22 protein-coding genes, 1 tRNA gene and 3 pseudogenes are annotated in these 24,751 nt (G+C 51.2%); 11 read left to right on the top strand and 15 right to left on the bottom strand.

The features are described 5' to 3' along the window. Positions 1–239 precede the first annotated feature (239 nt). The 4 genes from glmM to rlmE all read right to left on the bottom strand — a co-directional run bounded on the left by glmM (position 240) and on the right by rlmE (position 5,116). The gene (gene glmM / locus ACWWJF_RS02645) at positions 240–1,577 is read right to left on the bottom strand and encodes a phosphoglucosamine mutase (RefSeq protein WP_455868614.1); all 1,338 of its coding nucleotides are present in this window, start codon (positions 1,575–1,577) and stop codon (positions 240–242) included. 6 nt (positions 1,578–1,583) lie between these two features. After that, positions 1,584–2,417: a dihydropteroate synthase gene (gene folP, locus ACWWJF_RS02650; RefSeq protein WP_455870901.1), complete on the bottom strand. Its 834-nt coding sequence runs from the start codon at positions 2,415–2,417 to the stop codon at positions 1,584–1,586. 129 nt (positions 2,418–2,546) lie between these two features. Further along, the gene (gene ftsH / locus ACWWJF_RS02655; RefSeq protein ID WP_455868615.1) at positions 2,547–4,439 is read right to left on the bottom strand and encodes an ATP-dependent zinc metalloprotease FtsH; all 1,893 of its coding nucleotides are present in this window, start codon (positions 4,437–4,439) and stop codon (positions 2,547–2,549) included. Between the two features lie 47 nt (positions 4,440–4,486). Further along, positions 4,487–5,116 carry a 23S rRNA (uridine(2552)-2'-O)-methyltransferase RlmE gene (gene rlmE / locus ACWWJF_RS02660; protein WP_264625620.1) on the bottom strand — a complete coding sequence of 210 codons (630 nt, stop codon included), beginning with the start codon at positions 5,114–5,116 and terminating at the stop codon, positions 4,487–4,489. A 200-nt stretch (positions 5,117–5,316) separates the two neighbouring features. On the opposite strand from rlmE, the gene yhbY reads away from it, so the two are divergent. Next, positions 5,317–5,610, top strand: a complete 294-nt coding sequence (gene yhbY / locus ACWWJF_RS02665; protein ID WP_455868616.1) for a ribosome assembly RNA-binding protein YhbY — start codon at positions 5,317–5,319, stop codon at positions 5,608–5,610. Positions 5,611–5,727: 117 nt separating this feature from the next. Here yhbY and greA read toward each other — a convergent pair whose 3' ends face one another. Then, complete coding sequence (gene greA, locus ACWWJF_RS02670) at positions 5,728–6,204, bottom strand: transcription elongation factor GreA (protein ID WP_455868617.1); 477 nt, start codon at positions 6,202–6,204, stop codon at positions 5,728–5,730. Between the two features lie 256 nt (positions 6,205–6,460). Between greA and dacB the strand changes: the two are divergent. Then, positions 6,461–7,908, top strand: a pseudogene (gene dacB / locus ACWWJF_RS02675) (serine-type D-Ala-D-Ala carboxypeptidase). A 148-nt stretch (positions 7,909–8,056) separates the two neighbouring features. Here dacB and cgtA read toward each other — a convergent pair. The 4 genes from cgtA to rplU all read right to left on the bottom strand — a co-directional run bounded on the left by cgtA (position 8,057) and on the right by rplU (position 11,130). Next, positions 8,057–9,229 (bottom strand): Obg family GTPase CgtA, encoded by a 1,173-nt coding sequence (gene cgtA / locus ACWWJF_RS02680; protein WP_455868618.1) that lies wholly within the window; start codon positions 9,227–9,229, stop codon positions 8,057–8,059. A 251-nt stretch (positions 9,230–9,480) separates the two neighbouring features. Then, the gene (locus tag ACWWJF_RS02685; RefSeq protein WP_455868619.1) at positions 9,481–10,440 is read right to left on the bottom strand and encodes a DMT family transporter; all 960 of its coding nucleotides are present in this window, start codon (positions 10,438–10,440) and stop codon (positions 9,481–9,483) included. A 100-nt stretch (positions 10,441–10,540) separates the two neighbouring features. Beyond that, positions 10,541–10,798: a 50S ribosomal protein L27 gene (gene rpmA / locus ACWWJF_RS02690; RefSeq protein ID WP_455868620.1), complete on the bottom strand. Its 258-nt coding sequence runs from the start codon at positions 10,796–10,798 to the stop codon at positions 10,541–10,543. 20 nt (positions 10,799–10,818) lie between these two features. Next, a complete protein-coding gene (gene rplU / locus ACWWJF_RS02695; RefSeq protein ID WP_455870902.1) occupies positions 10,819–11,130 on the bottom strand; it encodes a 50S ribosomal protein L21 in 312 nt (103 codons plus the stop codon). A gap of 253 nt (positions 11,131–11,383) precedes the next feature. Between rplU and ispB the strand changes: the two genes are divergently transcribed. Beyond that, positions 11,384–12,355 (top strand): octaprenyl diphosphate synthase, encoded by a 972-nt coding sequence (ispB, locus tag ACWWJF_RS02700; RefSeq protein WP_455868621.1) that lies wholly within the window; start codon positions 11,384–11,386, stop codon positions 12,353–12,355. Between the two features lie 12 nt (positions 12,356–12,367). Here the strand turns inward: ispB and ACWWJF_RS02705 are convergent, their stop codons facing one another. Both ACWWJF_RS02705 and ACWWJF_RS02710 read right to left on the bottom strand, forming a co-directional pair. Next, positions 12,368–12,751: a DNA-binding protein gene (locus ACWWJF_RS02705; protein ID WP_455868622.1), complete on the bottom strand. Its 384-nt coding sequence runs from the start codon at positions 12,749–12,751 to the stop codon at positions 12,368–12,370. A 267-nt stretch (positions 12,752–13,018) separates the two neighbouring features. Further along, positions 13,019–13,405 carry a DNA-binding protein gene (locus ACWWJF_RS02710; protein WP_455868623.1) on the bottom strand — a complete coding sequence of 129 codons (387 nt, stop codon included), beginning with the start codon at positions 13,403–13,405 and terminating at the stop codon, positions 13,019–13,021. 184 nt (positions 13,406–13,589) lie between these two features. Here ACWWJF_RS02710 and ACWWJF_RS02715 point away from each other — a divergent pair, with 184 nt between their 5' ends. Further along, a complete protein-coding gene (locus ACWWJF_RS02715; RefSeq protein ID WP_455868624.1) occupies positions 13,590–13,871 on the top strand; it encodes a helix-turn-helix domain-containing protein in 282 nt (93 codons plus the stop codon). Positions 13,872–13,930: 59 nt separating this feature from the next. Here the strand turns inward: ACWWJF_RS02715 and mdh are convergent, their stop codons facing one another. After that, the gene (gene mdh, locus ACWWJF_RS02720) at positions 13,931–14,881 is read right to left on the bottom strand and encodes a malate dehydrogenase (RefSeq protein WP_455868625.1); all 951 of its coding nucleotides are present in this window, start codon (positions 14,879–14,881) and stop codon (positions 13,931–13,933) included. Positions 14,882–15,365: 484 nt separating this feature from the next. Here mdh and argR point away from each other — a divergent pair, with 484 nt between their 5' ends. Further along, positions 15,366–15,863, top strand: a complete 498-nt coding sequence (argR, locus tag ACWWJF_RS02725) for a transcriptional regulator ArgR (protein ID WP_455870903.1) — start codon at positions 15,366–15,368, stop codon at positions 15,861–15,863. 36 nt (positions 15,864–15,899) lie between these two features. Here the strand turns inward: argR and tsaD are convergent, their stop codons facing one another. Continuing rightward, positions 15,900–16,913, bottom strand: coding sequence for a tRNA (adenosine(37)-N6)-threonylcarbamoyltransferase complex transferase subunit TsaD (tsaD, locus tag ACWWJF_RS02730; RefSeq protein WP_455868626.1), 1,014 nt, complete (start codon positions 16,911–16,913; stop codon positions 15,900–15,902). A 230-nt stretch (positions 16,914–17,143) separates the two neighbouring features. Here tsaD and rpsU point away from each other — a divergent pair, with 230 nt between their 5' ends. From rpsU to rpoD, 3 genes are all read left to right on the top strand, one after another. Then, positions 17,144–17,359, top strand: a complete 216-nt coding sequence (gene rpsU / locus ACWWJF_RS02735) for a 30S ribosomal protein S21 (RefSeq protein ID WP_001144069.1) — start codon at positions 17,144–17,146, stop codon at positions 17,357–17,359. A 137-nt stretch (positions 17,360–17,496) separates the two neighbouring features. Next, positions 17,497–19,245, top strand: coding sequence for a DNA primase (gene dnaG, locus ACWWJF_RS02740; RefSeq protein ID WP_455868627.1), 1,749 nt, complete (start codon positions 17,497–17,499; stop codon positions 19,243–19,245). Positions 19,246–19,465: 220 nt separating this feature from the next. After that, positions 19,466–21,307, top strand: a complete 1,842-nt coding sequence (gene rpoD / locus ACWWJF_RS02745; RefSeq protein ID WP_455868628.1) for an RNA polymerase sigma factor RpoD — start codon at positions 19,466–19,468, stop codon at positions 21,305–21,307. A gap of 99 nt (positions 21,308–21,406) precedes the next feature. On the opposite strand, the pseudogene ACWWJF_RS02750 reads toward rpoD, so the two are convergent. Next, positions 21,407–22,438: pseudogene (locus ACWWJF_RS02750) on the bottom strand (IS630 family transposase). Between the two features lie 181 nt (positions 22,439–22,619). Here ACWWJF_RS02750 and ACWWJF_RS02755 point away from each other — a divergent pair. After that, positions 22,620–22,695 (top strand) — tRNA-Ile (locus ACWWJF_RS02755). 689 nt (positions 22,696–23,384) lie between these two features. Beyond that, complete coding sequence (locus ACWWJF_RS02760) at positions 23,385–23,777, top strand: hypothetical protein (RefSeq protein WP_455868629.1); 393 nt, start codon at positions 23,385–23,387, stop codon at positions 23,775–23,777. On the opposite strand, the pseudogene ACWWJF_RS02765 reads toward ACWWJF_RS02760, so the two are convergent. Further along, positions 23,766–24,472: pseudogene (locus ACWWJF_RS02765) on the bottom strand (IS5 family transposase); the annotation flags it as partial. The gene ACWWJF_RS02760 and the pseudogene ACWWJF_RS02765 overlap by 12 nt on opposite strands. 70 nt (positions 24,473–24,542) lie before the next feature. Here ACWWJF_RS02765 and ACWWJF_RS02770 point away from each other — a divergent pair. Beyond that, the gene (locus ACWWJF_RS02770; RefSeq protein WP_455868630.1) at positions 24,543–24,665 is read left to right on the top strand and encodes a hypothetical protein; all 123 of its coding nucleotides are present in this window, start codon (positions 24,543–24,545) and stop codon (positions 24,663–24,665) included. Positions 24,666–24,751: the final 86 nt, after the last annotated feature.

Below are 24,751 nucleotides of genomic sequence, written 5' to 3' on the forward strand. Positions count from 1 at the left end.
AACTGTTTCCCCATCATCAGATGAGGAGGCTAAATTCTCGCGGCAAACCGCACACATCTCGCTCAGCGGACAGCATTTGTCCCTGGTAGAGCGGGTCTGAATACTAACTAAACCCACTGGGTGACGCAAGTGTATTTTAGAAAGATCAATGCGATTGCGGAAAAAAACGGCTAAACCCCTCAATGGGTACAGAGGCTGTCTCCTTTATAGACCACAAAGACAGCCCAATACCCGAGAAATTAATGCGCAGCCTTCACAATATCCGCAATCTGATTGGCAAGGCTGACAACCAGAGCTTCATCTTCCCCTTCGACCATAACGCGAATCAAAGGCTCTGTGCCAGACTTACGCAACAGTACGCGACCGCGTCCCGCCAGCGTTTTCTCCACCTCTGACACCACGTTTTTCACGGCGTCGCTTTCCAACGGATCGCTGCTGCCGGTGAAGCGCACGTTGACCAACACCTGCGGGAACAATTTCATGCCGCTACAGAGATCGTGCAGCGACATATGGTTGCGCACCATCGCCGTCAGCACCTGAAGGCCAGCAATGATACCGTCACCCGTGGTGGTTTTATCCAGCAGAATGACATGCCCGGAGTTCTCTGCGCCGATGCGCCAGCCCTTCTCCTGCATTTTTTCCAGCACATAGCGGTCGCCCACTTTGGCGCGAGCAAACGGAATACCCAGTTGCTTCAATGCCAGTTCCAAGCCCATGTTGCTCATCAGCGTCCCCACAGCACCGCCGCGCAGCTGCCCTTGGCGCAACCCTTCACGCGCAATGATATAGAGGATCTGATCGCCATCGACCTTATTGCCTCCATGATCCACCATGATCAACCGATCGCCATCGCCATCAAACGCCAGACCAACGTCCGCCTTTTCAGACAGCACGCGGGATTGAAGCTGACGCACATCTGTTGCACCGCAGGATTTGTTGATATTCATGCCGTCTGGCTCACAGCCAATGGCAATCACTTTTGCGCCAAGTTCACGCAACACGCTCGGAGCAATGTGGTAAGTAGCACCATTGGCGCAATCCACCACAATTTTTAACCCACTCAGGCTCAGTTCATTCGGGAACGTACTCTTACAAAACTCAATGTAGCGCCCGGCAGCATCCACGATTCGATTCGCTTTGCCCAATTCAGCTGATTCTACGCAGGTCAGCGGTTTATCCAGCTCCGCTTCGATGGCCTCTTCGACGTCATCCGGCAGTTTGGTGCCATCGATAGAGAAAAATTTGATGCCATTGTCGTAGTAGGGGTTGTGTGATGCAGAGATAACAATGCCCGCTTCAGCACGGAAAGTGCGCGTCAGATACGCCACGGCGGGTGTCGGCATCGGGCCGGTAAATGAAGCCGATAACCCAGCGGCGGCAAGCCCGGCTTCCAGCGCGGATTCCAGCATATAGCCAGAAATACGCGTGTCTTTTCCGATAATAATTTTGCGCGATCCGTGGCTCGCCAGCACCTTACCGGCTGCCCAACCAAGTTTTAACACGAAATCCGGGGTGATGGGCGTCTCGCCCACTTTGCCACGCACACCATCCGTACCAAAATATTTGCGGTTACTCATTCGTTATTATTCCTTCTCTGCCAACGTGGCTTCGACAACTCGCATCGCGTCAACCGTCGCTTTTACATCGTGTACGCGAATAATATGCGCGCCCTGCATGGCAGCAATGACCGCACAGGCGACGCTACCATGTACGCGCTGGAGCGGAGGAACATTAAGTAGCTGTCCCACCATGGATTTTCTCGACATCCCAACCAGCAGCGGTAAACCAAAATGATGCAACTCCTGCAAATGTGCCAGGAGGCGATAATTATGCGACAAATTCTTACCGAACCCGAACCCGGGATCCAGCAGCAGGCGATCTTTTTCAATGCCAACCTCGGCGCAACGTGCGATCTGCTGTTGGAAATAGGCGTTTACCTCGGCCACCACATCGTCATAGTGCGGGTTATGCTGCATGGTTTTCGGCTGGCCCTGCATATGCATCAGGCAAATCGGTAGCCCGGTTGCCGCCGCGGCTTCCAGTGCGCCCGGTTCCTGCAATGAACGAATATCGTTAATCAGATGCGCACCAGCCTGCGCCGCTGCGCTAATCACCTCGGGCTTGGACGTGTCAACCGAGAGCCAGGCATCAAAGCGCGCCGCCAAGGCTTCAACCACTGGGATAACGCGATCCAGTTCTTCCTGCACGCTGACATCCGCTGCACCGGGACGGGTAGATTCGCCACCGATATCAATCAGCATGGCCCCCGCGTTGACCATCTCTTGCGCATGGCGGATGGCTTCATCAAGAGCGGTGTATTTTCCGCCGTCGGAAAATGAATCCGGCGTAACGTTTAGAATCCCCATCACTTGAGGATGAGTGAGATCCAAAATGGCATCACGGGCAATTAGTTTCATCACCTTCTTCCTTTAACAGCCGGTTTATCAATAAAGAAAAACCCTGGCAAGCCAGGGTTTTAAAAGAGGGGGTCAACAGCGCTATGACCGGACAACACTGTGCACGCTGTGGGCTGCACTTATCGCTTATCAGCTTGGCTGTGCTGCGGTCGGCGTACCGCCACCGTTGCCCGGTTCATTGTTGCTGGCCGGTGCGCTTTCCCATCCCGCTGGCGGGTGCACGTCACGGCGTGACATCAAATCATCAATTTGCGGCGCATCGATAGTTTCGTACTTCATCAGCGCATCCTTCATCGAATGCAGCACGTCCATATTCGCCATCAACAGTTCACGTGCCCGCACGTAGTTACGCTCAATCAGCGATTTGACTTCCTGATCGATAATGCGCGCCGTTTCGTCAGACATGTGTTTGGCCTTGGCAACAGAACGGCCCAGAAACACTTCGCCATCTTCTTCTGCGTACAGCAACGGCCCCAGTTTTTCCGAGAAGCCCCACTGCGTTACCATGTTACGCGCAATAGACGTTGCCACTTTGATGTCGTTCGAGGCACCGGTGGATACCTTTTCTGCACCATAGATAATCTCTTCCGCCAGACGACCGCCGTACAGCGTAGAAATTTGGCTCTCCAGCTTCTGACGGCTGGCGCTGATCGCGTCGCCTTCGGGCAAGAAGAAAGTCACACCCAGCGCACGACCGCGCGGAATAATGGTAACTTTGTGCACCGGATCGTGCTCCGGCACCAGACGACCAATAATCGCATGGCCCGCTTCGTGATAAGCGGTAGACTCTTTCTGCGCTTCCGTCATGACCATAGAGCGGCGTTCTGCACCCATCATGATCTTGTCTTTGGCTTTCTCGAACTCCACCATGGAAACCACGCGTTTGTTACCGCGTGCAGCGAACAGTGCCGCTTCGTTCACCAGGTTTGCCAGATCGGCACCGGAGAAGCCTGGCGTACCGCGCGCAATCACCGAGGCATCCATATCCGTCGCCAAGGGAACGCGACGCATGTGCACTTTCAGGATCTGCTCACGACCACGAATATCCGGCAGACCAACCACTACCTGACGGTCAAAACGGCCCGGACGCAGCAATGCAGGGTCAAGCACGTCAGGACGGTTGGTGGCGGCAATCACGATAATGCCTTCATTGCCTTCAAAACCATCCATCTCAACCAGCATCTGGTTCAGGGTTTGTTCACGTTCATCATGACCACCGCCCAGACCCGCACCACGTTGGCGACCGACGGCATCGATTTCATCAATGAAGATGATACAAGGCGCGGCTTTTTTCGCCTGCTCGAACATGTCACGTACACGAGATGCACCGACACCCACGAACATTTCAACAAAGTCAGAACCGGAAATGGTGAAGAATGGCACCTTCGCTTCGCCGGCAATCGCCTTGGCAAGCAGGGTCTTACCTGTTCCCGGCGGCCCTACCATCAGGATGCCTTTCGGAATTTTACCGCCCAGTTTCTGGAAGCGGCTAGGCTCACGCAGGTATTCCACCAGTTCGCTCACTTCTTCTTTGGCTTCATCACAGCCAGCGACGTCAGCAAACGTGGTTTTAATTTGATCTTCGGTCAGCATGCGCGCTTTGCTTTTGCCAAAGGACATGGCGCCTTTACCGCCACCGCCTTGCATCTGACGCATGAAGAAAATCCAGACGCCAATCAGCAATAGCATCGGGAACCAGGAGATAAAGATCGATGCCAGCAGGCTAGGCTCTTCCGGCGGTTCACCAACCACTTTCACATTCTTGGTCAGCAGGTTATCCAGTAGCTTGGGATCGTTAACAGGAATGAAGGTGGTGTAGCGGTTGCCATCTTTTCTTGTAACGTTAATCTCACGCCCGTTAATACGTGTTTCACGGACCTGCTCCTGATTCACCTCTGTCAAGAAGGTAGAATAGTCCACCCGGCGGCCATTTGACTCGCTGGGCCCAAAGCTCTGGAATACGGACATCAGCACCACTGCGATGACGAGCCAGAGAATCAGGTTTTTAGCCATGTCACTCAATGGATTAACCTCATATTACAACTGTGTTAAAAAACAGCGTTAGGGTACTACAGTTTTCGCCCTGTCGCTACAATGTACACTTCACGAGAACGAGCACGCGAAGCATCAGGCTTACGAATCTTCACTGTTGTGAACAGAGAGCGAATTTGTCGCAGGTATTCATCAAAGCCATCTCCCTGAAAGACCTTCACCAGAAAACTTCCGCCCGGTGCCAGAACATCCCGACACATTTCCAACGCCAACTCAACCAGATACATGGCTCTTGGAATATCCACGGCGGGGGTCCCGCTCATGTTGGGTGCCATGTCTGACATCACAACCTGAACTTTATTATCCCCTACCCGCTCCATCAAGGCGCTAAGCACTAATTCATCACGGAAATCGCCTTGAAGGAAATCGACACCAACGATGGGATCCATTGGTAAAATATCGCACGCGATGATCCTGCCCGCATTGCCGATCTGCGTCACCACGTATTGAGACCATCCACCAGGCGCAGCGCCCAGATCCACCACAGTCATGCCCGGTTTAAACAGTTTGTCAGTGCGCTGTATTTCATCCAGTTTAAACCAAGCGCGGGAGCGTAGCCCTTTTTTCTGCGCCTGCTGTACATATTTATCGCTAAAGTGTTCCTGCAACCAGCGACTGGAGCTTGCAGAACGCTTTTTATTTGCCATCGGCTTTCCAACTTTTTGTTATGTACAACCAACTTGTCATGTACAACCTACTCGCTATAAAACATCAACGTGCCATTTACAACTGGTATTGCTCAACGACGCCGCTAAAGATCGGCCCATCAACGTCACCAAATTGGTTATAATGGTGAGATGGCGTTAGAATGACCCGTTTTCAATCCCAACCTAAGTAAAAAAGACACATGAATCTAAGCAACAAACAAAAACAGCACCTGAAAGGCTTGGCTCACCCGCTAAAACCAGTGGTTATGCTGGGTAACAGTGGCCTTACCGAAGGTGTTCTGGCCGAAATTGAACAATCGCTAGAACATCATGAGCTGATCAAAGTTAAAATTGCAACTGAAGATCGGGATACTAAGGCATTGATTGTTGAAGCCATTATCCGCGAAACCGGTGCCTGCAACGTTCAGGTTATCGGCCATACGCTGGTTCTGTATAGCCCGTCGAAAGAACGTAAAATTGTGTTACCCAAGTAACCAATTATATCACCGTGTTTCACATTAACGAAAAGGTGCCATGCCCGTTCGTTAGAGAAAAGGCCGCATGCGGCCTTTTGCTTTTCTTTACACAATTTGCCGATTTAATCGGCGAAATTACAGATATTGAACCTTCAGGATCTCATACTCGACCAGACCACCGGGCGTTCTGATGGTCACGACATCATCCTGCTCTTTGCCAATCAGCCCACGGGCAATCGGCGAATTCACAGAAATCAGGTTTTGTTTGAAATCCGCTTCATCATCACCCACGATGCGATAGGTCTGTTCTTCTTCTGTATCCAGGTTCATCACGGACACCGTTGCACCAAAAATGACGCGCCCACTGGCTGGCATCTTTGTCACATCAATCACTTGCGCATTGGACAACTTGGCTTCGATTTCCTGAATCCGGCCTTCGCAAAAACCCTGCTGTTCGCGCGCCGCATGGTACTCAGCGTTCTCTTTCAAATCACCGTGTTCACGAGCCTCAGCAATCGCCGCAATGATTTCCGGACGGAGAGTGCCTTTCAAGAATTCTAGCTCTTCACGTAGCTTTTCTGCACCACGCAATGTCATAGGAAATTGTTTCATATCTTCAAACCTCTAAGAAACTTGTAAGACGTTCATTATCGTCATCCTGACGCTTCAACGAACGATGCGACAGACGGTATGCCAGCGCTCCCTGGCGATAAACAAAAGTAACCTGACCCGGAACAAGGTTTCAGGTCAGGAGCGATTTTGCATTTTGATACGTATTTTAACCCAGAGTTCCATAAGGGTCATCGTTTACTTTAGACCGCATTGCGCCGTAGTATGACCCCACGTTACCCTGTTGTAAGCTGAGATTATGCGTTTTTTATCGACTTTTTCCGGACTTGCCTGCGCGGTTGTGCTACAGAGCGCTGTGTTACCCGCTCACGCAGCAAGCATTAACGATCACATTCAATACCTGCCGGATGGCGCTAATTTGGCGTTCTTGGCACAGAAAATAGGTGCCAGTGGTCCCGCAGTGGCTTACAACAGTGAACAAATGGCATTACCCGCCAGTACCCAGAAAGTGTTGACGGCGTTAGCCGCTTTGCTACAGCTAGGCCCAGATTACCGTTTCGTGACCACACTGGAAAGTCATGGTGCAGTAAGTGGCGGAAAATTGAACGGTAATTTGGTAGTGCGTTTCAGTGGCGATCCTACACTCAAGCGCCAACAGATCCGAATATGATCGCCGAATTGAAAAAACGCGGCGTACAAAGTATCGCCGGTGATGTGATCATCGATACCTCAGTGTTCGCCAGTCATGACAAAGCGCCGGGCTGGCCGTGGAACGATATGACACAGTGCTTTAGCGCACCGCCGGGCGCAGCCATTGTCGATCGCAACTGCTTTTCCGTCTCCCTCTACAGCGCGCCTAAAGCGGGCGACAACGCATTTATTCGCGTTGCTTCTTACTACCCGGTCCAGATGTTCAGTGAAGTGCGTACGCTAGCCAAAGGCTCATCTGATGGGCAATATTGCGAGCTGGACGTGGTACTGGGCGAATTAAACCGTTTCACACTGACCGGCTGTCTGATGCAACGTGCCGAACCGTTACCGTTGGCTTTCGCTATTCAGGATGGTGCCAGCTATGCTGGTGCCATTGTTAAAGATGAGCTTTTACAAGAAGATATCCGTATCACAGGCAGCTTACGCCGTCAGACACTATCAAGCCCCGCGGGTACCGTACTAGCTCAGACACAATCCGCACCGCTGCATGACCTTCTCACTATCATGCTGAAAAAATCCGACAACATGATTGCAGATACCGTTTTTCGCACCATCGGACATGAACGCTTCAGCGTGCCAGGCACCTGGCGCGCCGGAGCCGATGCGGTGCGTCAGGTACTGCGACAAAAAGCGGGCGTTAATCTGGATAACAGCATTGTCGTTGACGGCTCAGGACTGTCGCGCCATAACCTGATTTCACCCGCCACCATGATGCAGGCGCTGCAATACATTGCCCAGCACGATAACGAATTGAAGTTCATCGAGATGCTGCCTTTGGCAGGTTACAACGGTACCTTACAGTACCGTGCCGGATTACATGAAGCCGGCGTTGACGGCAAGGTTTCTGCGAAAACCGGTGCACTGCAAGGGGTGTATAACCTCGCGGGCTTTATCACCACGGCCAGCGGCCAGCGCATGGCTTTCGTGCAATTCCTATCTGGATATGCGGTGCCACCTGAAGATCAGCGCGCCCGCCGTGTACCACTGGCGCGCTTTGAAAGTCGTCTGTACAAAGATCTTTATCAGAACAATTGAGATAAAAAAAGCACGATCCCCAGGAGGGATCGTGCCCAGACGGCAGATAAATTCACTTAACTCTTTGTCATCCTAGGCGAAAGACGGAGGTGGGAAATGACCGTTTTAGGTACATTTCCTCCGTCACAGGAGGATCGCGGCCCGAGAATTATTTCTGGTAGATGATCTCGACGCCTTCGTCGTCATCTTCGTCCCAGTCGTCATCCCACTCTTCTTCGGCTTCATTTTCCACCGCCGCCAGCTGTTCACGATGATAGTCATCCCACATGAACTCAACTTTTTCAGGCCCTTTCTCTTCGATGGCCATGGCTTTCGGCTGTGTTTCCAGGAAGTTCATCACATCCCAGCACAGTGCGTTGACGCCAGAACTGTTGGCAGCAGAAATCAGGTAGTATTTACCTTCCCAACCTAATGCTTCCGCAATCGCTTTGGCACGCTGTTCAGCATCTTCTTTCTCGATCAGATCGACCTTGTTGAACACCAACCAACGCGGTTTTTCTGCCAGAGAAGCGCTGTATTGCTGCAACTCATTGACGATCACTTTGGCATTTTCTACCGGATCGGATTCGTCGATCGGCGCAAGGTCGATCAGGTGCAACAGCACGCGACAGCGTTCCAGATGTTTGAGAAAACGAATCCCCAGACCAGCACCTTCGGAAGCACCTTCGATCAACCCAGGAATATCGGCCACGACGAAGCTTTTCTCGCTGTCCATGCGCACCACACCCAGGCTAGGCACCAGTGTGGTGAAGGGATAATCCGCCACCTTGGGCTTAGCGGCGGACACCGAGCGGATAAACGTCGATTTACCGGCATTCGGCAGTCCCAGCATCCCGACATCCGCCAGCAGCAACAATTCCAGCATCAGAGAACGCTCTTCGCCTGCTGTACCGCTGGTTTTCTGGCGCGGTGCGCGGTTAACCGACGATTTGAAACGGGTATTACCCAGTCCGTGCCAGCCGCCTTTCGCCACCATCAAACGCTGCTCGTGGCGCGTCATATCACCCAGCACCTCTCCGGTGCTTTCGTCCAGCACACGCGTACCAATCGGCACCTTGATGGTGATATCTTTACCACGCTTGCCGGTGCAATCACGGCTTTGCCCGTTCTGACCGCGCTCTGCGCGATAAGATTTCTCAAAGCGAAAATCGATCAGCGTATTCAGGCTCTCATCCGCCAACAGATAAACGTCACCGCCGTCGCCGCCGTCGCCGCCGTCCGGACCACCATTGGGGATATATTTTTCACGACGGAAGCTAACACAGCCATTACCGCCGTCACCAGCTACCACCAGAATGGTAGCTTCATCTACAAACTTCATTCACTCTCTCCGCAACAACCTATAGAGATCACCGATCATCAGACGCCATGCATCAGGACATTGTCGGTGCTCTTTGGCGTGATGCTTTCATGGCATAGCGCGTGAATGATCGCCGCGCATCATGCAAAAAACGGAACTTAACAGAACCAGCCTCGCAAGGGAGCGGCATTGTACCCGCTTCCCGCGTTGATTTCATCTGTATTAAAAATAAACAGCGCACACAACCATCGATGGCGTCAGGCTAACACGCGTTACTTTGGCACCGGTATGACATTATCGCGTTTTCTTCCCGGAAAAAAACGGTGCCCAATCGCGGAAAACATGGCCCCGGATACCACCACAAACGCCCCGATATAACCAACAAGATTCAACGCCGGTGTGGCAAAATAGAGCGGCCACAGGATTGCCAGCAGGTCAGAGAACAACAGCGTGAACAGCGGCGTCAATGTAATAATGGCACTCACCTGGGCCGCCTGCCAGCGCGCCATCGATTCAGCCAATGCACCATAACCAACCAGTGTATTCAAACCGCAAAAAAGCAGACAAATCAACTGCCAGCGGGTCAGTTGAAAGATGGTCTCAGGTTGCGCCCACGGCGTAATACACAATACGCACAGAACATACAGCAGCAGTAAAATCTGTTGTGAGGACAAGCGGCGCAGCAATACTTTTTGTGCCACGCCGTAACTCACCCACACCGTGGCGGCACCCATTCCCAACAACACGCCAAGGGTGTAATCCGTCAGTCGGGTAAAAATCTCGATCAGACTGGCGTTGAAAAACAGCAACATACCGCACAGCAACATGATGGCACCGATAATCTGAGTGCCACGCATTTTCTCTTTCAGAATAAGCACGCTGGCGAACATCATTCCCACCGGGGAAAGTTGTCCAATCACTTGCGATGTGGTCGGGCTTAAAAACTTGAGTGAGGAGCTGAACAGCACAAAGTTACCCAGCAACCCGCCAGTGGCAATCAACAGCAACACCCACCAGCGCCGATGGCGAAAAAGACGCAACGGCGGTAGCTGACCACGAGAGAAAAGAATGATCCCAAGCCCGATCGAGGCCATAAAAAACCGATACCACACCACGGTATAGGGTTCCATGACAACAAGCACCTGCTTCATGGCAATGGGTAGTGCACCCCAGCATACTGCCGTCGTCAAGGCCAGGCTCAGCCCGATGCCAGCCTGCTGTTTCGTCTGCATGGTTCTCTCAGTTTATTGCGGGTGGTGAAAGGATATGGAAATGTAAAAAGCCCCGCAACGAATTGCGGGGCTTTATATCTGTCAGACCCGACGCGAAAAATTACTCAGCAACGATGCTGATGTATTTACGGTTTTTAGGGCCTTTAATTTCAAACTGAACTTTACCGTCAGCCAAAGCAAACAGAGTGTGGTCTTTACCGCAACCTACCTTGGTGCCAGCGTGGAATTTAGTACCACGTTGACGAACGATGATGTTGCCAGCTAGAACACTTTCACCGCCGAAACGTTTTACGCCCAGGCGTTGTGCGTTGGAATCTCGGCCGTTACGAGTCGAGCCGCCAGCTTTTTTGTGTGCCATTTAATCCGCTCTCCTAAGTCTTAAGCGCTGATGCCAGTAATTTTCACGTCAGTGAACCACTGACGATGGCCCGCTTGCTTACGGTAGTGTTTACGGCGACGGAATTTAACGATCGTTACTTTCTCACCGCGACCATGGGCAACAACTTCTGCCTTGATCTTGCCACCATCGACGAAAGGAACGCCGATTTTGATTTCTTCACCATCAGCAACCATCAGAACCTGGTCAAATTCAACAGCTTCACCAGTTGCGATGTCAAGCTTTTCCAAGCGAACGGTTTGACCTTCGCTTACTCGGTGTTGTTTGCCACCACTTTGGAAAACTGCGTACATATAAAACTCCACTTTCCGCGTACTCATATTGATTATTCGAGCACGCTATAAATATTCACAATATGGCGCGAATTCTACGCAAAAAACCTACCGATGACAAGTGCAGATTCGAGAGAATTGAAGAAAAAGAGTACAGGTTCTTCACGACCATTTATCTGTGCAATTTTTCAAGTACAATCAGTCCACAATAACCATTGAAGCCGGTATGGAACCGACCCTAACCACGGCGTACAGAAAAAGCACTGGCACAGATATGAATCTAGAACAGATCACAGCATTAGCTGCCCATGATATGAACGACGTCAATGGCGTTATTCTGGCACAACTCAATTCAGATGTTGTACTTATCAACCAGATTGGCAATTACATTATCGGTGGTGGCGGGAAGCGTATTCGTCCCATGATAGCCGTGCTGGCCGCCCGCGCGCTGGCGTATGAAGGTGATAAACATGTGACAGTCGCAGCATTGATTGAATTTATCCACACTGCCACGCTGCTGCATGATGATGTGGTGGATGAATCTGATATGCGTCGTGGCAAGGAAACTGCCAATGCCGCCTTCGGCAACGCGGCCAGTGTACTGGTTGGGGATTTCATCTATACGCGCGCGTTCCAGATGATGACCAGCCTGGGCTCGCTGCGCGTCCTGGCGCTGATGTCTGAGGCGGTCAACGTCATCGCTGAAGGTGAAGTGCTGCAACTGATGAACTGTAACGATCCGGATATCACCGAAGAGAGTTACATGCGCGTCATCTACAGTAAGACAGCGCGCCTTTTCGAAGCCGCAGCGCAAGCATCTGGGATTCTGGCGGGTGCGACCGATGAGCAGGAAAAAGCGTTACAGGAATACGGGCGTTATCTCGGCACGGCATTCCAACTGATTGACGATCTGCTGGATTACAGCTCCGACGGAAAAACCTTAGGTAAAAATACCGGTGACGACCTGAACGAAGGCAAGCCCACGCTGCCGCTGTTACACGCTATGCGCAACGGCAATAGCGAGCAATGTGCGATGATCCGCAAGGCGATCGAAGAGGGCAATGGTCGCCATCTTCTGGAACCGGTGCTTGCTGCCATGCAACAGTGCGGCTCGCTGGAATACACCCGGCAGCGTGCAGAGCAAGAGGCGGATAAAGCGATTTCCTCGCTTCAAGCGCTGCCGCCGAGCGCCTTCCGAGAGGCACTGGAAGGCCTGGCACATATTGCCGTTCAACGCGATTATTAATGCGTCCGTGCGCTATGTTGTCGATGCGTTGGGATCGCTTGCGATCTCGAGGCTTGACAACATGGCAATCGCGCCTTCGCGCAGCACAAAATCGATCAACGCTTCCTGCTCGTTGATCGAGAGTTTTTCAAATATCTGAATCCAGGAAGCCAGCAGCGGTTTGTCAAGTGTCGTATAAGCTGGCGGTGACATTTCCGCCATTTCACGAATCTGGAGCCGTTTGCGCACCTCCTGCGGTAAACTCTCTCGCGCATATTCAACGGCCCGCCCTTGCACCCCTTTTCGTTTACGTTTTTCCCAGCCTTCTTCTCTGGCGCGTTTGTTAAGGCCCTGTCTCGATTTTGGCAAACCTGCTATACCCAGTAGCTCCTGGGGCGTCAACCATGCTTTTTCCATTCGCAACATCCTCCATAAACGGCATTAACGCACGCCAAGGTGACGGCCGATGATCCACACCGTCGCCTTGGCTTCCAATAATAAAAACAAAAACAACAATAAATTTTCTAATAACGCGTAACCGTTACCGATTAAATTAGCGATTAGGTGTTATATATTGGACTAAAACGCGCGCTGACGTTGAAACGGGAACTGAACAAAGAAGGGAAAAAAATGACAGTCAAGCGGGGCGTACACCATCCGCAAAAATAGGGCATCAGTATAGATTCAGGTAGCAGAGGGGTCATCAGGCGCTGCGTCATCTGACGATGAAATCCGCAACTGAGACAACACAGAGGCCATACCGTAACGCAAAATATGCGCGACCAGCGCCTCTCTTTCTTGCTCAGAGCACTGTTGATAGATCTGAATCCAGACGGCTAGCATATCGGCCTGACGTACTGCGTAGGATGAGGGGGTTTCTTGCAGTGAAAGCGAATGCTGCACCAGCTCTGGCAGGCTATAAAGGGAGTATTCAACGCCGCGCCCTTGAACCCCTTTATGACGGCGTTTTTCCCACCCGTCTTCCCGAGCACGTTTATTTACGCCTTGCCGTGTTTTAGGCAATCCCGCCATCCCCAGCAATTCAGCAGTGGTGAACCACTCTTTTTTCATAGCCTTTCATCCTGATAGTGCGATGCATTACAAAATTTAATTTATTAGGAATGACGTTAAGGGATTTATTGAAAATATAATGCTATATTTTTTCCTAATTCCGTTCACGCATTCCATGCGTTTAACTGACGAGCTTTATTTATACCACCAATGGACCATTATCTTGTAGCAAGAAGGAAAGATTATGAGCGCAAGGAAACACGACTGGCACCCTGCCGATATCATTGCCGCACTCCGTAAAAAAGGCACCACGCTAGCGGCAGTCTCACGAGGAGCGGGATTAAGCTCCTCCACTCTAGCCAATGCGATATCACGCCCCTGGCCCAAGGGAGAATGGCTCATCGCCGAGGCAATCAACATTCACCCTGCTGAAATCTGGCCCAGCCGTTACTACGATCCGAAAAGTAACATGCTGATTGATAGGAAAAAATTTATCAGACCTGACGATCCTCACCCAAAATCCTGATATAAAAAAGCCGGAGCACCTTCTCTCCGGCTTATCACCATCTGGCGTTAAGACACCGATTAACAGCGTACTGAGCCACTCACAAAGGATTCGCCCAATTCGATATCCAGTCTCAGGGTGCCCAACATGTTATCCAGAGCCTGTTTTTCAAACGGGCTCAGTGCGCCAATGGACTTACGTTCAACGATGCCGGATTTGCCCAGCAACAGCGGCTGTGCGAAGAAACGGGCATGCTCGCCGTCACCTTCCACATAGGCGCATTCCACAACCCCATCGTCGCCTTGCAGAGCACGTACCAGAGACAGCCCAAAACGCGCCGCCGCCTGACCCATCGAGAGGGTTGCCGATCCGCCACCGGCCTTGGCTTCCACCACTTCCGTGCCCGCGTTCTGGATACGCTTGGTAAGATCCGCCACTTCCTGCTCGCTGAACGTTACACCAGGAATTTGTGACAACAGGGGAAGGATCGTCACACCAGAGTGCCCGCCAATCACAGGGACTTCAACCTCTTGCGGCAGCTTGCCTTTCAGTTCCGCCACAAAGGTATTCGAGCGGATAATATCCAGCGTGGTTACGCCGAACAGCTTGTTCTTGTCGTACACACCGACTTTTTTCAGTACTTCCGCGGCAATCGCCACCGTCGTGTTAACCGGGTTGGTAATGATACCAATGCAGGCTTTCGGGCTGGTACGGGCAATCTGTTCAACCAGATTGCGCACGATCCCCGCATTCACATTGAACAGATCGGAACGGTCCATGCCCGGCTTGCGAGCGACACCGGCCGAGATCAGAACGATGTCCGCACCGACCAGCGCAGGGGTGGCGTCTTCACCGCAAAAACCTTTGATGGATACTGCTGTAGGGATATGGCTCAGATCAACGGCGACGCCCGGCGTTACCGGAGCAATGTCATAAAGAGATAATTCTGAACCTGAAGGAAGCTGGGTTTTGAGCAGGAGCGCGAGAGCCTGACCGATACCGCCTGCTGCTCCGAGAACTGCAACTTTCATCCTAAACTCCTTATTATCGTAAAAGTAAAAATGCCGTGAATTTGTGCAATAAACCGCCAGACATGAATAAAATCAGGAGGTTTAAACGGCTTACCGAACGGATGCCGGCAATGCCGAGACCTCGATATCAGGTCATGGAAAAGAAAAAACTATGTCATTAATAATAAATCAAAATCTGCCGAGTGATTTGTAAGGTAAGTAAAGTTATAAGTAAGTGAGTAAATAATGCAGCGCGCATCACGTTCAGTACGATGGCGGCTACATTACACCGAACCGTGGCCAGTAAACAACCTCATTTTTATAACATTTTACTCACTTTTATGTAACTAAATGCTCATTTTTTTTCATCGATTACGTCGTTTAAACATTTTAGCGCAATTATCGTACTGCCCCCTACCGAGTCACTTCTTTAAGCGCCCATATTGCATAAAAATTCACCCAAATGCATAATGCACGCATCAACGATCACAACACACGGTGCAGAATGCGTAACTCCACGAAACAGGAAGATTTGGTCAAAGCGTTCAAGGCGCTGTTAAAGGAAGAGAAGTTTAGTTCTCAAAGCGAGATCGTGTTGGCGTTACAAGACGACGGTTTTGAAAATATAAACCAATCAAAAGTATCACGTATGCTGACTAAATTTGGCGCAGTGCGCACACGCAATGCCAAAATGGAGATGGTCTATTGCCTACCCGCAGAACTGGGTGTACCCACCACCACCAGCCCGCTGAAAAATCTGGTGCTGGATGTCGATTATAACGATGCTGTTGTGGTTATTCACACCAGTCCGGGTGCTGCGCAATTGATCGCTCGGTTGCTGGATTCACTGGGGAAATCAGAAGGGATTCTGGGCACCATTGCCGGGGATGACACCATTTTCACCACGCCAGCACGCGGCTTTAGCGTTAAGCAGTTGTTCGACGCCATTTTGACGCTGTTCGAACAGGACTGTAGTGACCCACAAAGATTGCTGACGCAGTGACTCACGCCAGATGAAGGTATCTGGCGTGGGGCTGGGTCAAACGGCAGGCAACTCAGCCAATGGCCAACGTGGACGCACGCTCACGCCCAATTCCTGACTTTGATTGTGTAAAAGCCTCACACTGCCCGCATAGGCAATCATCGCGCCATTATCGGTACAAAACTCAGGCCTCGCATAAAACACCGCCCCACCCCGTTTAGCCATGATCTCTGTCAGGCGAGCACGCAGCGTGCGGTTGGCACTGACGCCGCCAGCCATCACCAGACGTTTAAAGCCGGTCTCATCCAACGCTCGACGACATTTTATTGCTAACGTATCAACCACCGCATCTTCAAACGCGCGCGCAATATCAGCACGGGTTTGATCATCATTGCCATTGGCGCGAATAGTATTGGCGGCAAAGGTTTTCAAACCAGAAAAGCTAAAATCCAGCCCTTGTCTGTCGGTCATCGGGCGAGGAAAGGTAAAACGTGAGGCATCGCCACGCTGTGCCAGTTTGGACAACATCGGGCCTCCCGGGTAATCCAGTCCCAGCAGTTTTGCCGTTTTATCAAAGGCTTCACCAGCGGCATCGTCAACAGATTCTCCCAGCAACCGGTATTCACCGATGCCAGTGACGCTGATTAACTGCGTGTGACCGCCAGAAACCAATAGCGCGACGAAAGGAAATTCCGGCGGATTATCTTCCAGCATCGGGGCCAGCAAATGCCCTTCCATGTGGTGAACCGGAACCGCCGGCACGCCCCAGGCAAATGCCAGCGCACGCCCGACCGTTGCACCGACCAACAATGCGCCCACCAGTCCAGGACCGGCAGTGTAGGCCACACCATCGATGTCCGATGCGGACAAATCCGCCTCTTTCAGGGCTGCCTGAATCAGAGGAACCGTTTTACGCACGTGATCGCGCGAGGCCAGCTCCGGCACGACACCGCCATAATCAGCATGTAGTTTTACTTGGCTGTACAGTTGGTTAGCCAATAACCTGGCATCCGTGTCATAAATCGCCACCCCGGTTTCATCACAGGAGGTTTCAATACCCAATATGCGCATCGTTCTACCTAACGTTCGTTGCCACGCAAGCCGACATCCACTTGCCACTTGCTTCATACAACAGATAGTCTACCATTATCGGTTTGGATTTTCTGCTCTGCGTGCGCGTTGGGTGTTTTATGATCGCCGCAATGCTTTACAAGCGCATCACGTTTGCAGTAGAATTCCGCACCATTTTGAAAAGGCTGGCACAAGGCCAGCACATACCGAATTATTAAGGTGAGAGGCACATGCCGGTAATTAAAGTACGTGAAAACGAGCCGTTCGATGTAGCGCTGCGTCGCTTCAAACGTTCCTGTGAAAAAGCGGGTGTTCTGGCTGAAGTTCGTCGTCGTGAGTTCTATGAAAAACCGACAACCGAACGTAAACGCGCTAAAGCTTCTGCTGTGAAACGTCACGCGAAGAAACTGGCTCGAGAAAACGCACGCCGCACTCGTCTGTATTAATTTCTGGAGTCTTGGCCTCCACCGCGTGATTAATCCGCAGACTTAGCAGTTGCATACGAAGGCCGTGCTTTCCGAAAGGAAGCGCGGCTTGCTGTCGTTTATAAGCTATCGTTTATTTGTATTAAAAACAAGGGCTTATGGCTGGACGAATCCCACGCGTCTTTATCAATGACCTGCTGGCACGCACTGATATCGTCGATCTGATCGACGCGCGCGTGAAGCTCAAGAAGCAGGGCAAGAACTTTCACGCGTGCTGTCCGTTTCACCATGAGAAAACCCCGTCTTTCACCGTAAACGGTGATAAGCAGTTTTACCATTGCTTCGGCTGCGGCGCGCACGGCAATGCCATCGATTTTTTAATGAACTACGATCGCTTGGAGTTCGTTGAAAGTATCGAAGAATTGGCATCCATGCACAGTCTGGAAGTGCCTTATGAATCCGGCACTGGCACCACAGCGCTTGAACGCCATCAGCGTCAAAGCCTGTATGAACTGATGGGGCAACTGAGCGAGTTTTATCAACAGGCGTTAAACCAGCCAACGGCAGCCGCCGCCCAAGGTTATCTGGCACAACGCGGCCTGAGTGCCGAAGTGATTCGCCACTTCGCTATTGGCTTCGCTCCTGCCGGGTGGGACAACGTATTAAAGCGCTTTGGTCGTCACGATGAAGATCGTGAAACCCTGAGCGATGCGGGGATGCTGGTTAAAAATGAGCAAGGACGTACCTATGACCGCTTCCGTGAGCGCGTCATGTTCCCGATCCGCGATAAGCGCGGCCGCGTTATCGCCTTTGGCGGGCGCGTGTTGGGAGACGGATTGCCCAAATACCTGAACTCGCCGGAAACTGAAATTTTTCATAAAGGCCGCCAATTGTATGGCCTTTACGAAGCGCAACAAAATCACACGGAACTAAAACGTCTTCTTGTGGTTGAAGGTTATATGGACGTGGTGGCGCTGGCGCAATTCGGTATTGATTATGCCGTCGCGTCACTGGGCACTGCCACGACCGCAGACCATATTCAAATGATGTTCCGCGTTACCGATCAGGTGATTTGCTGCTATGACGGTGACCGCGCAGGCCGAGATGCCGCCTGGCGCGCCCTAGAAACGGCGCTACCCTATTTGAATGATGGTCGCCAGTTGCGCTTTATGTTTCTCCCTGATGGAGAGGATCCGGATACTCTGGTGCGTAAAGAGGGTAAACAAGCGTTTGAACAGAGGATGGAGCAGGCGCTGCCGCTCTCCACGTTCTTGTTTGATACCCTGCAACAGCAAGTGGATATGAGCTCTCCGGAGGGCAGAACCAAGCTCGGAAGAGATGCATTGCCGTTGATTGGTCAGGTGCCGGGAGAAACCCTGCGGCTGTATCTACGTCAACAGCTCGGCAACAAACTGGGGATTCTTGACGATCGCCAACTGGATAAACTGCTGCCAAAAATGGCAGAACAGGCGCAGCCTTACCAGCCGCCCCAACTAAAACGCACAACTATGCGTATACTAATAGGGTTGCTGGTACAAAATCCGCAGTTGGCAGCATTGGTGACGGCCCCGGAGGGGTTGGCAGCATCGAAGATGGCCGGTGTGCCACTGTTTATTGAGCTGGTGAAAGCGTGCCATGCGCAGCCCGGTTTGACAACGGGGCAGCTTCTGGAGCTTTACCGGGAGAATAAATCAGGCCCACAGCTTGAAACCATGGCAACCTGGAACCACATGATCGTTGAGGACAAGGTAGAAGAGACGTTTATCGATACCTTGACTACCCTATATAACCATATGTTAGAGGAGCGGCTGGAATCATTGATAGCACAGTCACGTTTGCGGGGGTTGACCGCAGAAGAACGTAACGAAGTGCACATGCTGAACCAGGCGCTTACAAGAAAGAACTGATTACAGAGGCTTAATTGCCGATAACCAGCAGGGTGAAGCCCTGCCAAAGCCGCTAGAAGGGGCTGCGGCGAGAAGAAGAAATACCCCGAATGTTATTGTTGGCTATACCCAATAGCTTTCAACGAACAGGCGAGCGAAAGGCACCTGCATCGTGAAAGATGACCGGTATAATTATGCCGACCGACACCAACCTAATACTCTGAAGTGTGGATACCGTCTTATGGAGCAAAACCCGCAGTCACAGCTGAAGCTACTTGTCACCCGTGGTAAGGAGCAAGGCTACCTGACCTATGCTGAGGTCAATGACCATCTGCCGGAAGATATCATCGATTCCGATCAGATCGAAGACATCATCCAGATGATTAATGACATGGGCATCCAGGTGATGGAAGAAGCACCGGATGCGGATGACCTGCTGTTGGCAGAAACTACGTCTGACACCGATGAAGATGCCGCAGAAGCTGCTGCTCAGGTGCTCTCAAGCGTAGAGTCCGAAATTGGGCGTACTACCGACCCGGTGCGCATGTACATGCGTGAAATGGGCACCGTTGAGTTGCTCACCCGCGAAGGTGAAATCGACATCGCCAAGCGGATCGAAGACGGTATCAACCAGGTTCAGTGTTCTGTTGCCGAATATCCTGAAGCGATCACTTATCTGTTGGAACAATACGATCGCGTCGAGGCCGAAGAAAGCCGCCTTTCCGATCTGATCACCGGGTTTGTCGATCCTAACGCCGAAGAAGATCTTGCGCCTACCGCAACCCACGTCGGCTCTGAATTGTCCAGCGAAGAGATGGACGATGATGACGACGAGGAGAGCGAAGACGACGACGATGCAGAAGAAGACAACAGCATCGATCCAGAGCTGGCACGTCAGAAATTTACCGAGCTGCGTGAACAGTACGAAGTCACACGTCAAACAATCAAAGCCCATGGCCGTAACCACGCTAAGGCCGCGGAAGAGATCCTGAAGCTCTCGGACATTTTCAAGCAGTTCCGTTTGGTGCCGAAACAGTTCGATTTCCTGGTCAACAGCATGCGCACCATGATGGATCGCGTTCGCACGCAAGAGCGTTTGATCATGAAACTCTGCGTTGAACAGTGCAAAATGCCGAAGAAAAACTTCGTCACGCTGTTCACCGGTAACGAAACCAATGACACCTGGTTCTCCGCCGCCAAGGCCATGAACAAGCCCTGGAGCGAGAAGCTGGTTGAAGTGGAAGAAGACGTGCAGCGCAGCTTGCAGAAACTGCATCAGATCGAAGAAGAAACCGGCTTGACTATCGAGCAGGTGAAAGACATCAACCGTTGCATGTCGATCGGTGAAGCCAAGGCACGCCGCGCCAAGAAAGAGATGGTCGAGGCGAACCTGCGTCTGGTGATTTCTATCGCCAAAAAGTACACCAACCGCGGTCTGCAATTCCTGGATCTGATTCAGGAAGGTAACATCGGTCTGATGAAGGCCGTAGACAAGTTTGAATACCGTCGTGGCTATAAGTTTTCTACTTATGCCACCTGGTGGATCCGTCAGGCGATCACCCGTTCTATCGCCGATCAGGCGCGTACCATCCGTATTCCTGTTCACATGATCGAAACGATTAACAAGCTGAACCGTATTTCGCGTCAGATGTTGCAGGAAATGGGGCGTGAGCCGACGCCAGAGGAACTTGCCGAACGCATGCTGATGCCGGAAGACAAGATCCGCAAGGTGCTGAAGATCGCCAAAGAGCCGATCTCCATGGAAACACAGATCGGTGATGATGAAGATTCACATCTGGGCGACTTCATCGAGGACACCACGCTGGAACTGCCGCTGGACTCTGCAACGTCAGAGAGCCTTCGTTCAGCCACCCACGATGTACTGGCTGGCCTGACCGCGCGCGAAGCCAAAGTACTGCGTATGCGTTTCGGTATCGACATGAACACCGACCACACGCTGGAAGAAGTGGGCAAACAGTTCGACGTTACGCGTGAACGTATTCGTCAGATTGAAGCCAAGGCGCTGCGCAAGCTGCGTCACCCAAGTCGTTCCGAAGTGCTGCGCAGTTTCCTGGATGATTAACAGCATCTAAATGGAAATAGGAAAAAGCCCTCACCATTGAGGGCTTTTTTATGGTAATTATAACGATAACAACGGGCTAAATAGCTGTTCCTAATACCGCTACACTTTTGCCTGTCCATGTTTTCCACTGGGAAACGGGCTGACGGTTTCCATGAAGCGGCGAACCTTGTTCAGTCACTGCCACATTGAACAGCATTGATGATTGCGGGTAATGGTTTCATGCAACGCCTGCCATAACCGCTCTACATGATTTACCCATGGTGAGTACACCGGCTGATAAATAACCCTGAATTTCGGGTTTTCTTCCAGCCAGCGCTGCGTCTCCCGGCTTTTGTGAATAATGTAGTTATCAACTATCAGCGTGAGCGTTTTTGCCCGTCTGTACGTTGCTCTCAGATGCTCTAACATACTGATAAACAAACACGAACTTTTACTGTTTCCTCCAACATCGCTGACTTTTCCCGTCCCGCTGTGTAATGCACCCGCCAGATAATATTTCTCGTTCTGGCCCGGCGTCACGATGCGTTTCTGCTTCCCGCGAACCTGCCAGTCCGCGCCAATTTTGGGATTCAGATGAATATCCACTTCGTCTTCGTAAAAGACGGGATGTTCCGCGCTGCATTGTTCCAGCGCCATCGCGATGGCCTCCATTTTTTCTTCCTTATGCGGGTCGCGGATACGCAGCGTAGGAGCTGCGCGTCGCCACACCAGACCGGCAGAAGGCCGCCAACGGCGCACCGTGGAAGCATGCAACTGGCAACCGGTTATCTCATTGATTTTTATCGCTAGCAGTTCCGTGCTCCAGCGCGAACGCTGATAGCCAAAATCATGAGGGGAACGCTTTACGAGCTGGATTAACAGTGCGCAGATCTGTTCAAACGGCCAGCGACGGCCACGACCGGGCCGCAGAGATTTGAGGCCTTCAATGCCGTACAGGGTGAGCCAGTTAATCCATCTGCCGATTGACGAACGGGCGCAGCAAAGCATTCTGGCGACATCGCTCACGCGCTCGCCCCGGTGCAACATCAGGATGTCGGTCAGCCTGCGGGCGTGATTCTTGTCACGCGTTTTATGGAGAGTTTTCTTCATCAGGCGTCGTTCGTTACGGGGTATCGGTGCTATGCTCGACATCGCTCAGTCCGGTTGATGATTTGGGATCTTTATCGATTGATCAGATCGCTCTACTCGGACTGAGTTCCCTTCAGGTGATCTACTATTCGGAACAGTTATTTAGGCTGCATACAAAACCAGCATACGGGCAACGTTGCTCTAGACCTGCCCCGCCATGTTACCGTATAATTCACGCCCACATGGCCCCTTAGCTCAGTGGTTAGAGCAGGCGACTCATAATCGCTTGGTCGTTGGTTCAAACCCAACAGGGGCCACCAAAATTTAGCTGATAAATCAGATGATTAAGCCACTTCTTGCGAGGTGGCTTTTTTGTTGATTGTGAGCATTGCCCTTTTCTGTTTCTCTCAAACCAAATACCATCCAATATTCCTCCCTTGACGCAAGGTTCGAAAAGCGAAAAATGTCCTCTAGTGGGAATGGGCATAACTTCAATTCTAAAGGTCTCTAATATTTTAAATGATAGCGATCAAATCTGGTGACAATCATTCATGAAACAATATATAAATTCCTAACACATTTATACATGAATGTTAAGTGTGCAAAAAACGACCAAAACTAAAATATTGAGATCTGCGAAAACCAAATGAAATTATTAAAAGATCTCAATTTGGAGTGATTTATTCTGTGACGACGAAAAATTGGCCTTTATAAAAGCGTCCAAATAAAGCCGTTCCTCATTAGATAAATCTTCGCGCAAATGAAATTTATGACGGTACGCGGCTTTGTTGAATAATAGGGAATCGTGCTGTTTTACTATGCCCATTTTGGTAGAAAATGCTTATCACCTCAGGCATTCCGTTTTCTCATGATGCTTAACTGCATGATTTTACGTTGCTGGAAACAATCGTTTTACTGGGCTGGTAGCATAAAATCTGTTTATTCAACAAAGCCACGGTACGCTCCTTTCTTCGCTTGCTCTATTTGATTATTTAAGGACGAAACACAGATGAATATTATTAGTCGTAGTGCAGCTTGCCTTCTTGTATCCACAACGCTGGTTCTTAGCGGTTGTGCCAACACGGGAAGTTCTCTGTTAGCAGGCACCAAACCAGATGCGCGATTAACAAGTGGTGAGCAATCGAAATTCTTTAGCGCTTCGGGCGCACAAGGCTGTGGTCTCGGTGCTCTGGCTGGGGCTGGTCTTGGCGCTCTGGCTGGCTCCCTAAAAGGCAATAGTAAAGATGCTTTGATCGGCGCAGCTATTGGTGGTGGTGCCGGTTGTGCTGTTGGTATGACAGCCAACTACTATCTCGACTCATTGCAAAAAGATTACGCAACGACGGGAGATCGCCTGAAAGCCATGGACACGGATATTAAGCTGTGTCCCTTAATTACATAACCTCTGGTAAAACAGGCGGATGCAGCCCAGTTTCAACATTGCCAGATAATTCCTCGCCGTTTTGTCGTAACGTGTCGCAATGCGACGGTATTCTTTCAGACGGCCAAAGCACCGCTCAACAACGTTCCGATTGCGGTAGGCGTCACGATCGAGCTTTGAACGACCATCCACCGCCATTTTTTCAGTGGATTTTCGGGGGATGACAGTTTTTATACCTCTGTTTTTCCGCTCGTTACGTAATACATGCCCGGAGTACGCCTTGTCAGCGAGTACCGCATGACCACGGCGTTTCATACTGCCGTTCTGGCGTTGAACACCAATACCGTCCAAAAGACGTAGTGCAAACTGACTTTCATGAGCCTGACCGGGGCTCAACACGATGTTTAACGGAAGACCACTTCCGTCTGTAGCCATATGGATTTTGGTGCCAAAACCACCTCGAGAGCGACCCAGCCCATTATCTCCGGTGATATCGGGATGTTTTTTTGAGCACCGGCAGCACATTTCAGAGCCCTGATATTGCTACCATCCAGCGCAGTCGCTGACCAGTCCACGAGGCCATGGGCATCAAGTGATGAAAGTAACTTATTGAAAATAATGTTAATGAATCCCGATTTTGACCATCGGTTAAAGCGGTTATAAACGGTTTTCCATGGGCCGTATCGCTCAGGTAAATAACGCCATGGGGCACCTGTAGTGGCACACTGATACTGGCCACCTGAGCGGAGGTGATATGCTCACCTCATCAACACGACAGGTGACCTCATGGGTAAACATTTTACGGCGGAATTTAAGCTCGAAGCCGCAAAGCTGGTTGTCGACCACGGCTACACATACGTTAAGGCCGCAGAGGCGGTTAATGTCATATCGTTATACACATCTTTCTAACGCACTGTTTAATCAATGAGTTACGGGTTTATCTCAGAGTGGCATTTTGAACCTCAAAAAGCCAATGGGATGGCTTGAATGCCTTA

Source organism: Symbiopectobacterium sp. Eva_TO, from assembly GCF_053848865.1.

What these genes read in the sequence shown, in the direction of transcription:
- glmM (WP_455868614.1), bottom strand. Translation starts at nt 1,577, where the DNA reads ATGAGTAACCGCAAATATTTTGGTACGGATGGTGTGCGTGGCAAAGTG.
- folP (WP_455870901.1), bottom strand. Translation starts at nt 2,417, where the DNA reads ATGAAACTAATTGCCCGTGATGCCATTTTGGATCTCACTCATCCTCAA.
- rlmE (WP_264625620.1), bottom strand. Translation starts at nt 5,116, where the DNA reads ATGGCAAATAAAAAGCGTTCTGCAAGCTCCAGTCGCTGGTTGCAGGAA.
- yhbY (WP_455868616.1), top strand. Translation starts at nt 5,317, where the DNA reads ATGAATCTAAGCAACAAACAAAAACAGCACCTGAAAGGCTTGGCTCAC.
- greA (WP_455868617.1), bottom strand. Translation starts at nt 6,204, where the DNA reads ATGAAACAATTTCCTATGACATTGCGTGGTGCAGAAAAGCTACGTGAA.
- cgtA (WP_455868618.1), bottom strand. Translation starts at nt 9,229, where the DNA reads ATGAAGTTTGTAGATGAAGCTACCATTCTGGTGGTAGCTGGTGACGGC.
- ACWWJF_RS02685 (WP_455868619.1), bottom strand. Translation starts at nt 10,440, where the DNA reads ATGCAGACGAAACAGCAGGCTGGCATCGGGCTGAGCCTGGCCTTGACG.
- rpmA (WP_455868620.1), bottom strand. Translation starts at nt 10,798, where the DNA reads ATGGCACACAAAAAAGCTGGCGGCTCGACTCGTAACGGCCGAGATTCC.
- rplU (WP_455870902.1), bottom strand. Translation starts at nt 11,130, where the DNA reads ATGTACGCAGTTTTCCAAAGTGGTGGCAAACAACACCGAGTAAGCGAA.
- ispB (WP_455868621.1), top strand. Translation starts at nt 11,384, where the DNA reads ATGAATCTAGAACAGATCACAGCATTAGCTGCCCATGATATGAACGAC.
- ACWWJF_RS02705 (WP_455868622.1), bottom strand. Translation starts at nt 12,751, where the DNA reads ATGGAAAAAGCATGGTTGACGCCCCAGGAGCTACTGGGTATAGCAGGT.
- ACWWJF_RS02710 (WP_455868623.1), bottom strand. Translation starts at nt 13,405, where the DNA reads ATGAAAAAAGAGTGGTTCACCACTGCTGAATTGCTGGGGATGGCGGGA.
- ACWWJF_RS02715 (WP_455868624.1), top strand. Translation starts at nt 13,590, where the DNA reads ATGAGCGCAAGGAAACACGACTGGCACCCTGCCGATATCATTGCCGCA.
- mdh (WP_455868625.1), bottom strand. Translation starts at nt 14,881, where the DNA reads ATGAAAGTTGCAGTTCTCGGAGCAGCAGGCGGTATCGGTCAGGCTCTC.
- argR (WP_455870903.1), top strand. Translation starts at nt 15,366, where the DNA reads ATGCGTAACTCCACGAAACAGGAAGATTTGGTCAAAGCGTTCAAGGCG.
- tsaD (WP_455868626.1), bottom strand. Translation starts at nt 16,913, where the DNA reads ATGCGCATATTGGGTATTGAAACCTCCTGTGATGAAACCGGGGTGGCG.
- rpsU (WP_001144069.1), top strand. Translation starts at nt 17,144, where the DNA reads ATGCCGGTAATTAAAGTACGTGAAAACGAGCCGTTCGATGTAGCGCTG.
- dnaG (WP_455868627.1), top strand. Translation starts at nt 17,497, where the DNA reads ATGGCTGGACGAATCCCACGCGTCTTTATCAATGACCTGCTGGCACGC.
- rpoD (WP_455868628.1), top strand. Translation starts at nt 19,466, where the DNA reads ATGGAGCAAAACCCGCAGTCACAGCTGAAGCTACTTGTCACCCGTGGT.
- ACWWJF_RS02760 (WP_455868629.1), top strand. Translation starts at nt 23,385, where the DNA reads ATGAATATTATTAGTCGTAGTGCAGCTTGCCTTCTTGTATCCACAACG.
- ACWWJF_RS02770 (WP_455868630.1), top strand. Translation starts at nt 24,543, where the DNA reads ATGGGTAAACATTTTACGGCGGAATTTAAGCTCGAAGCCGCAAAGCTG.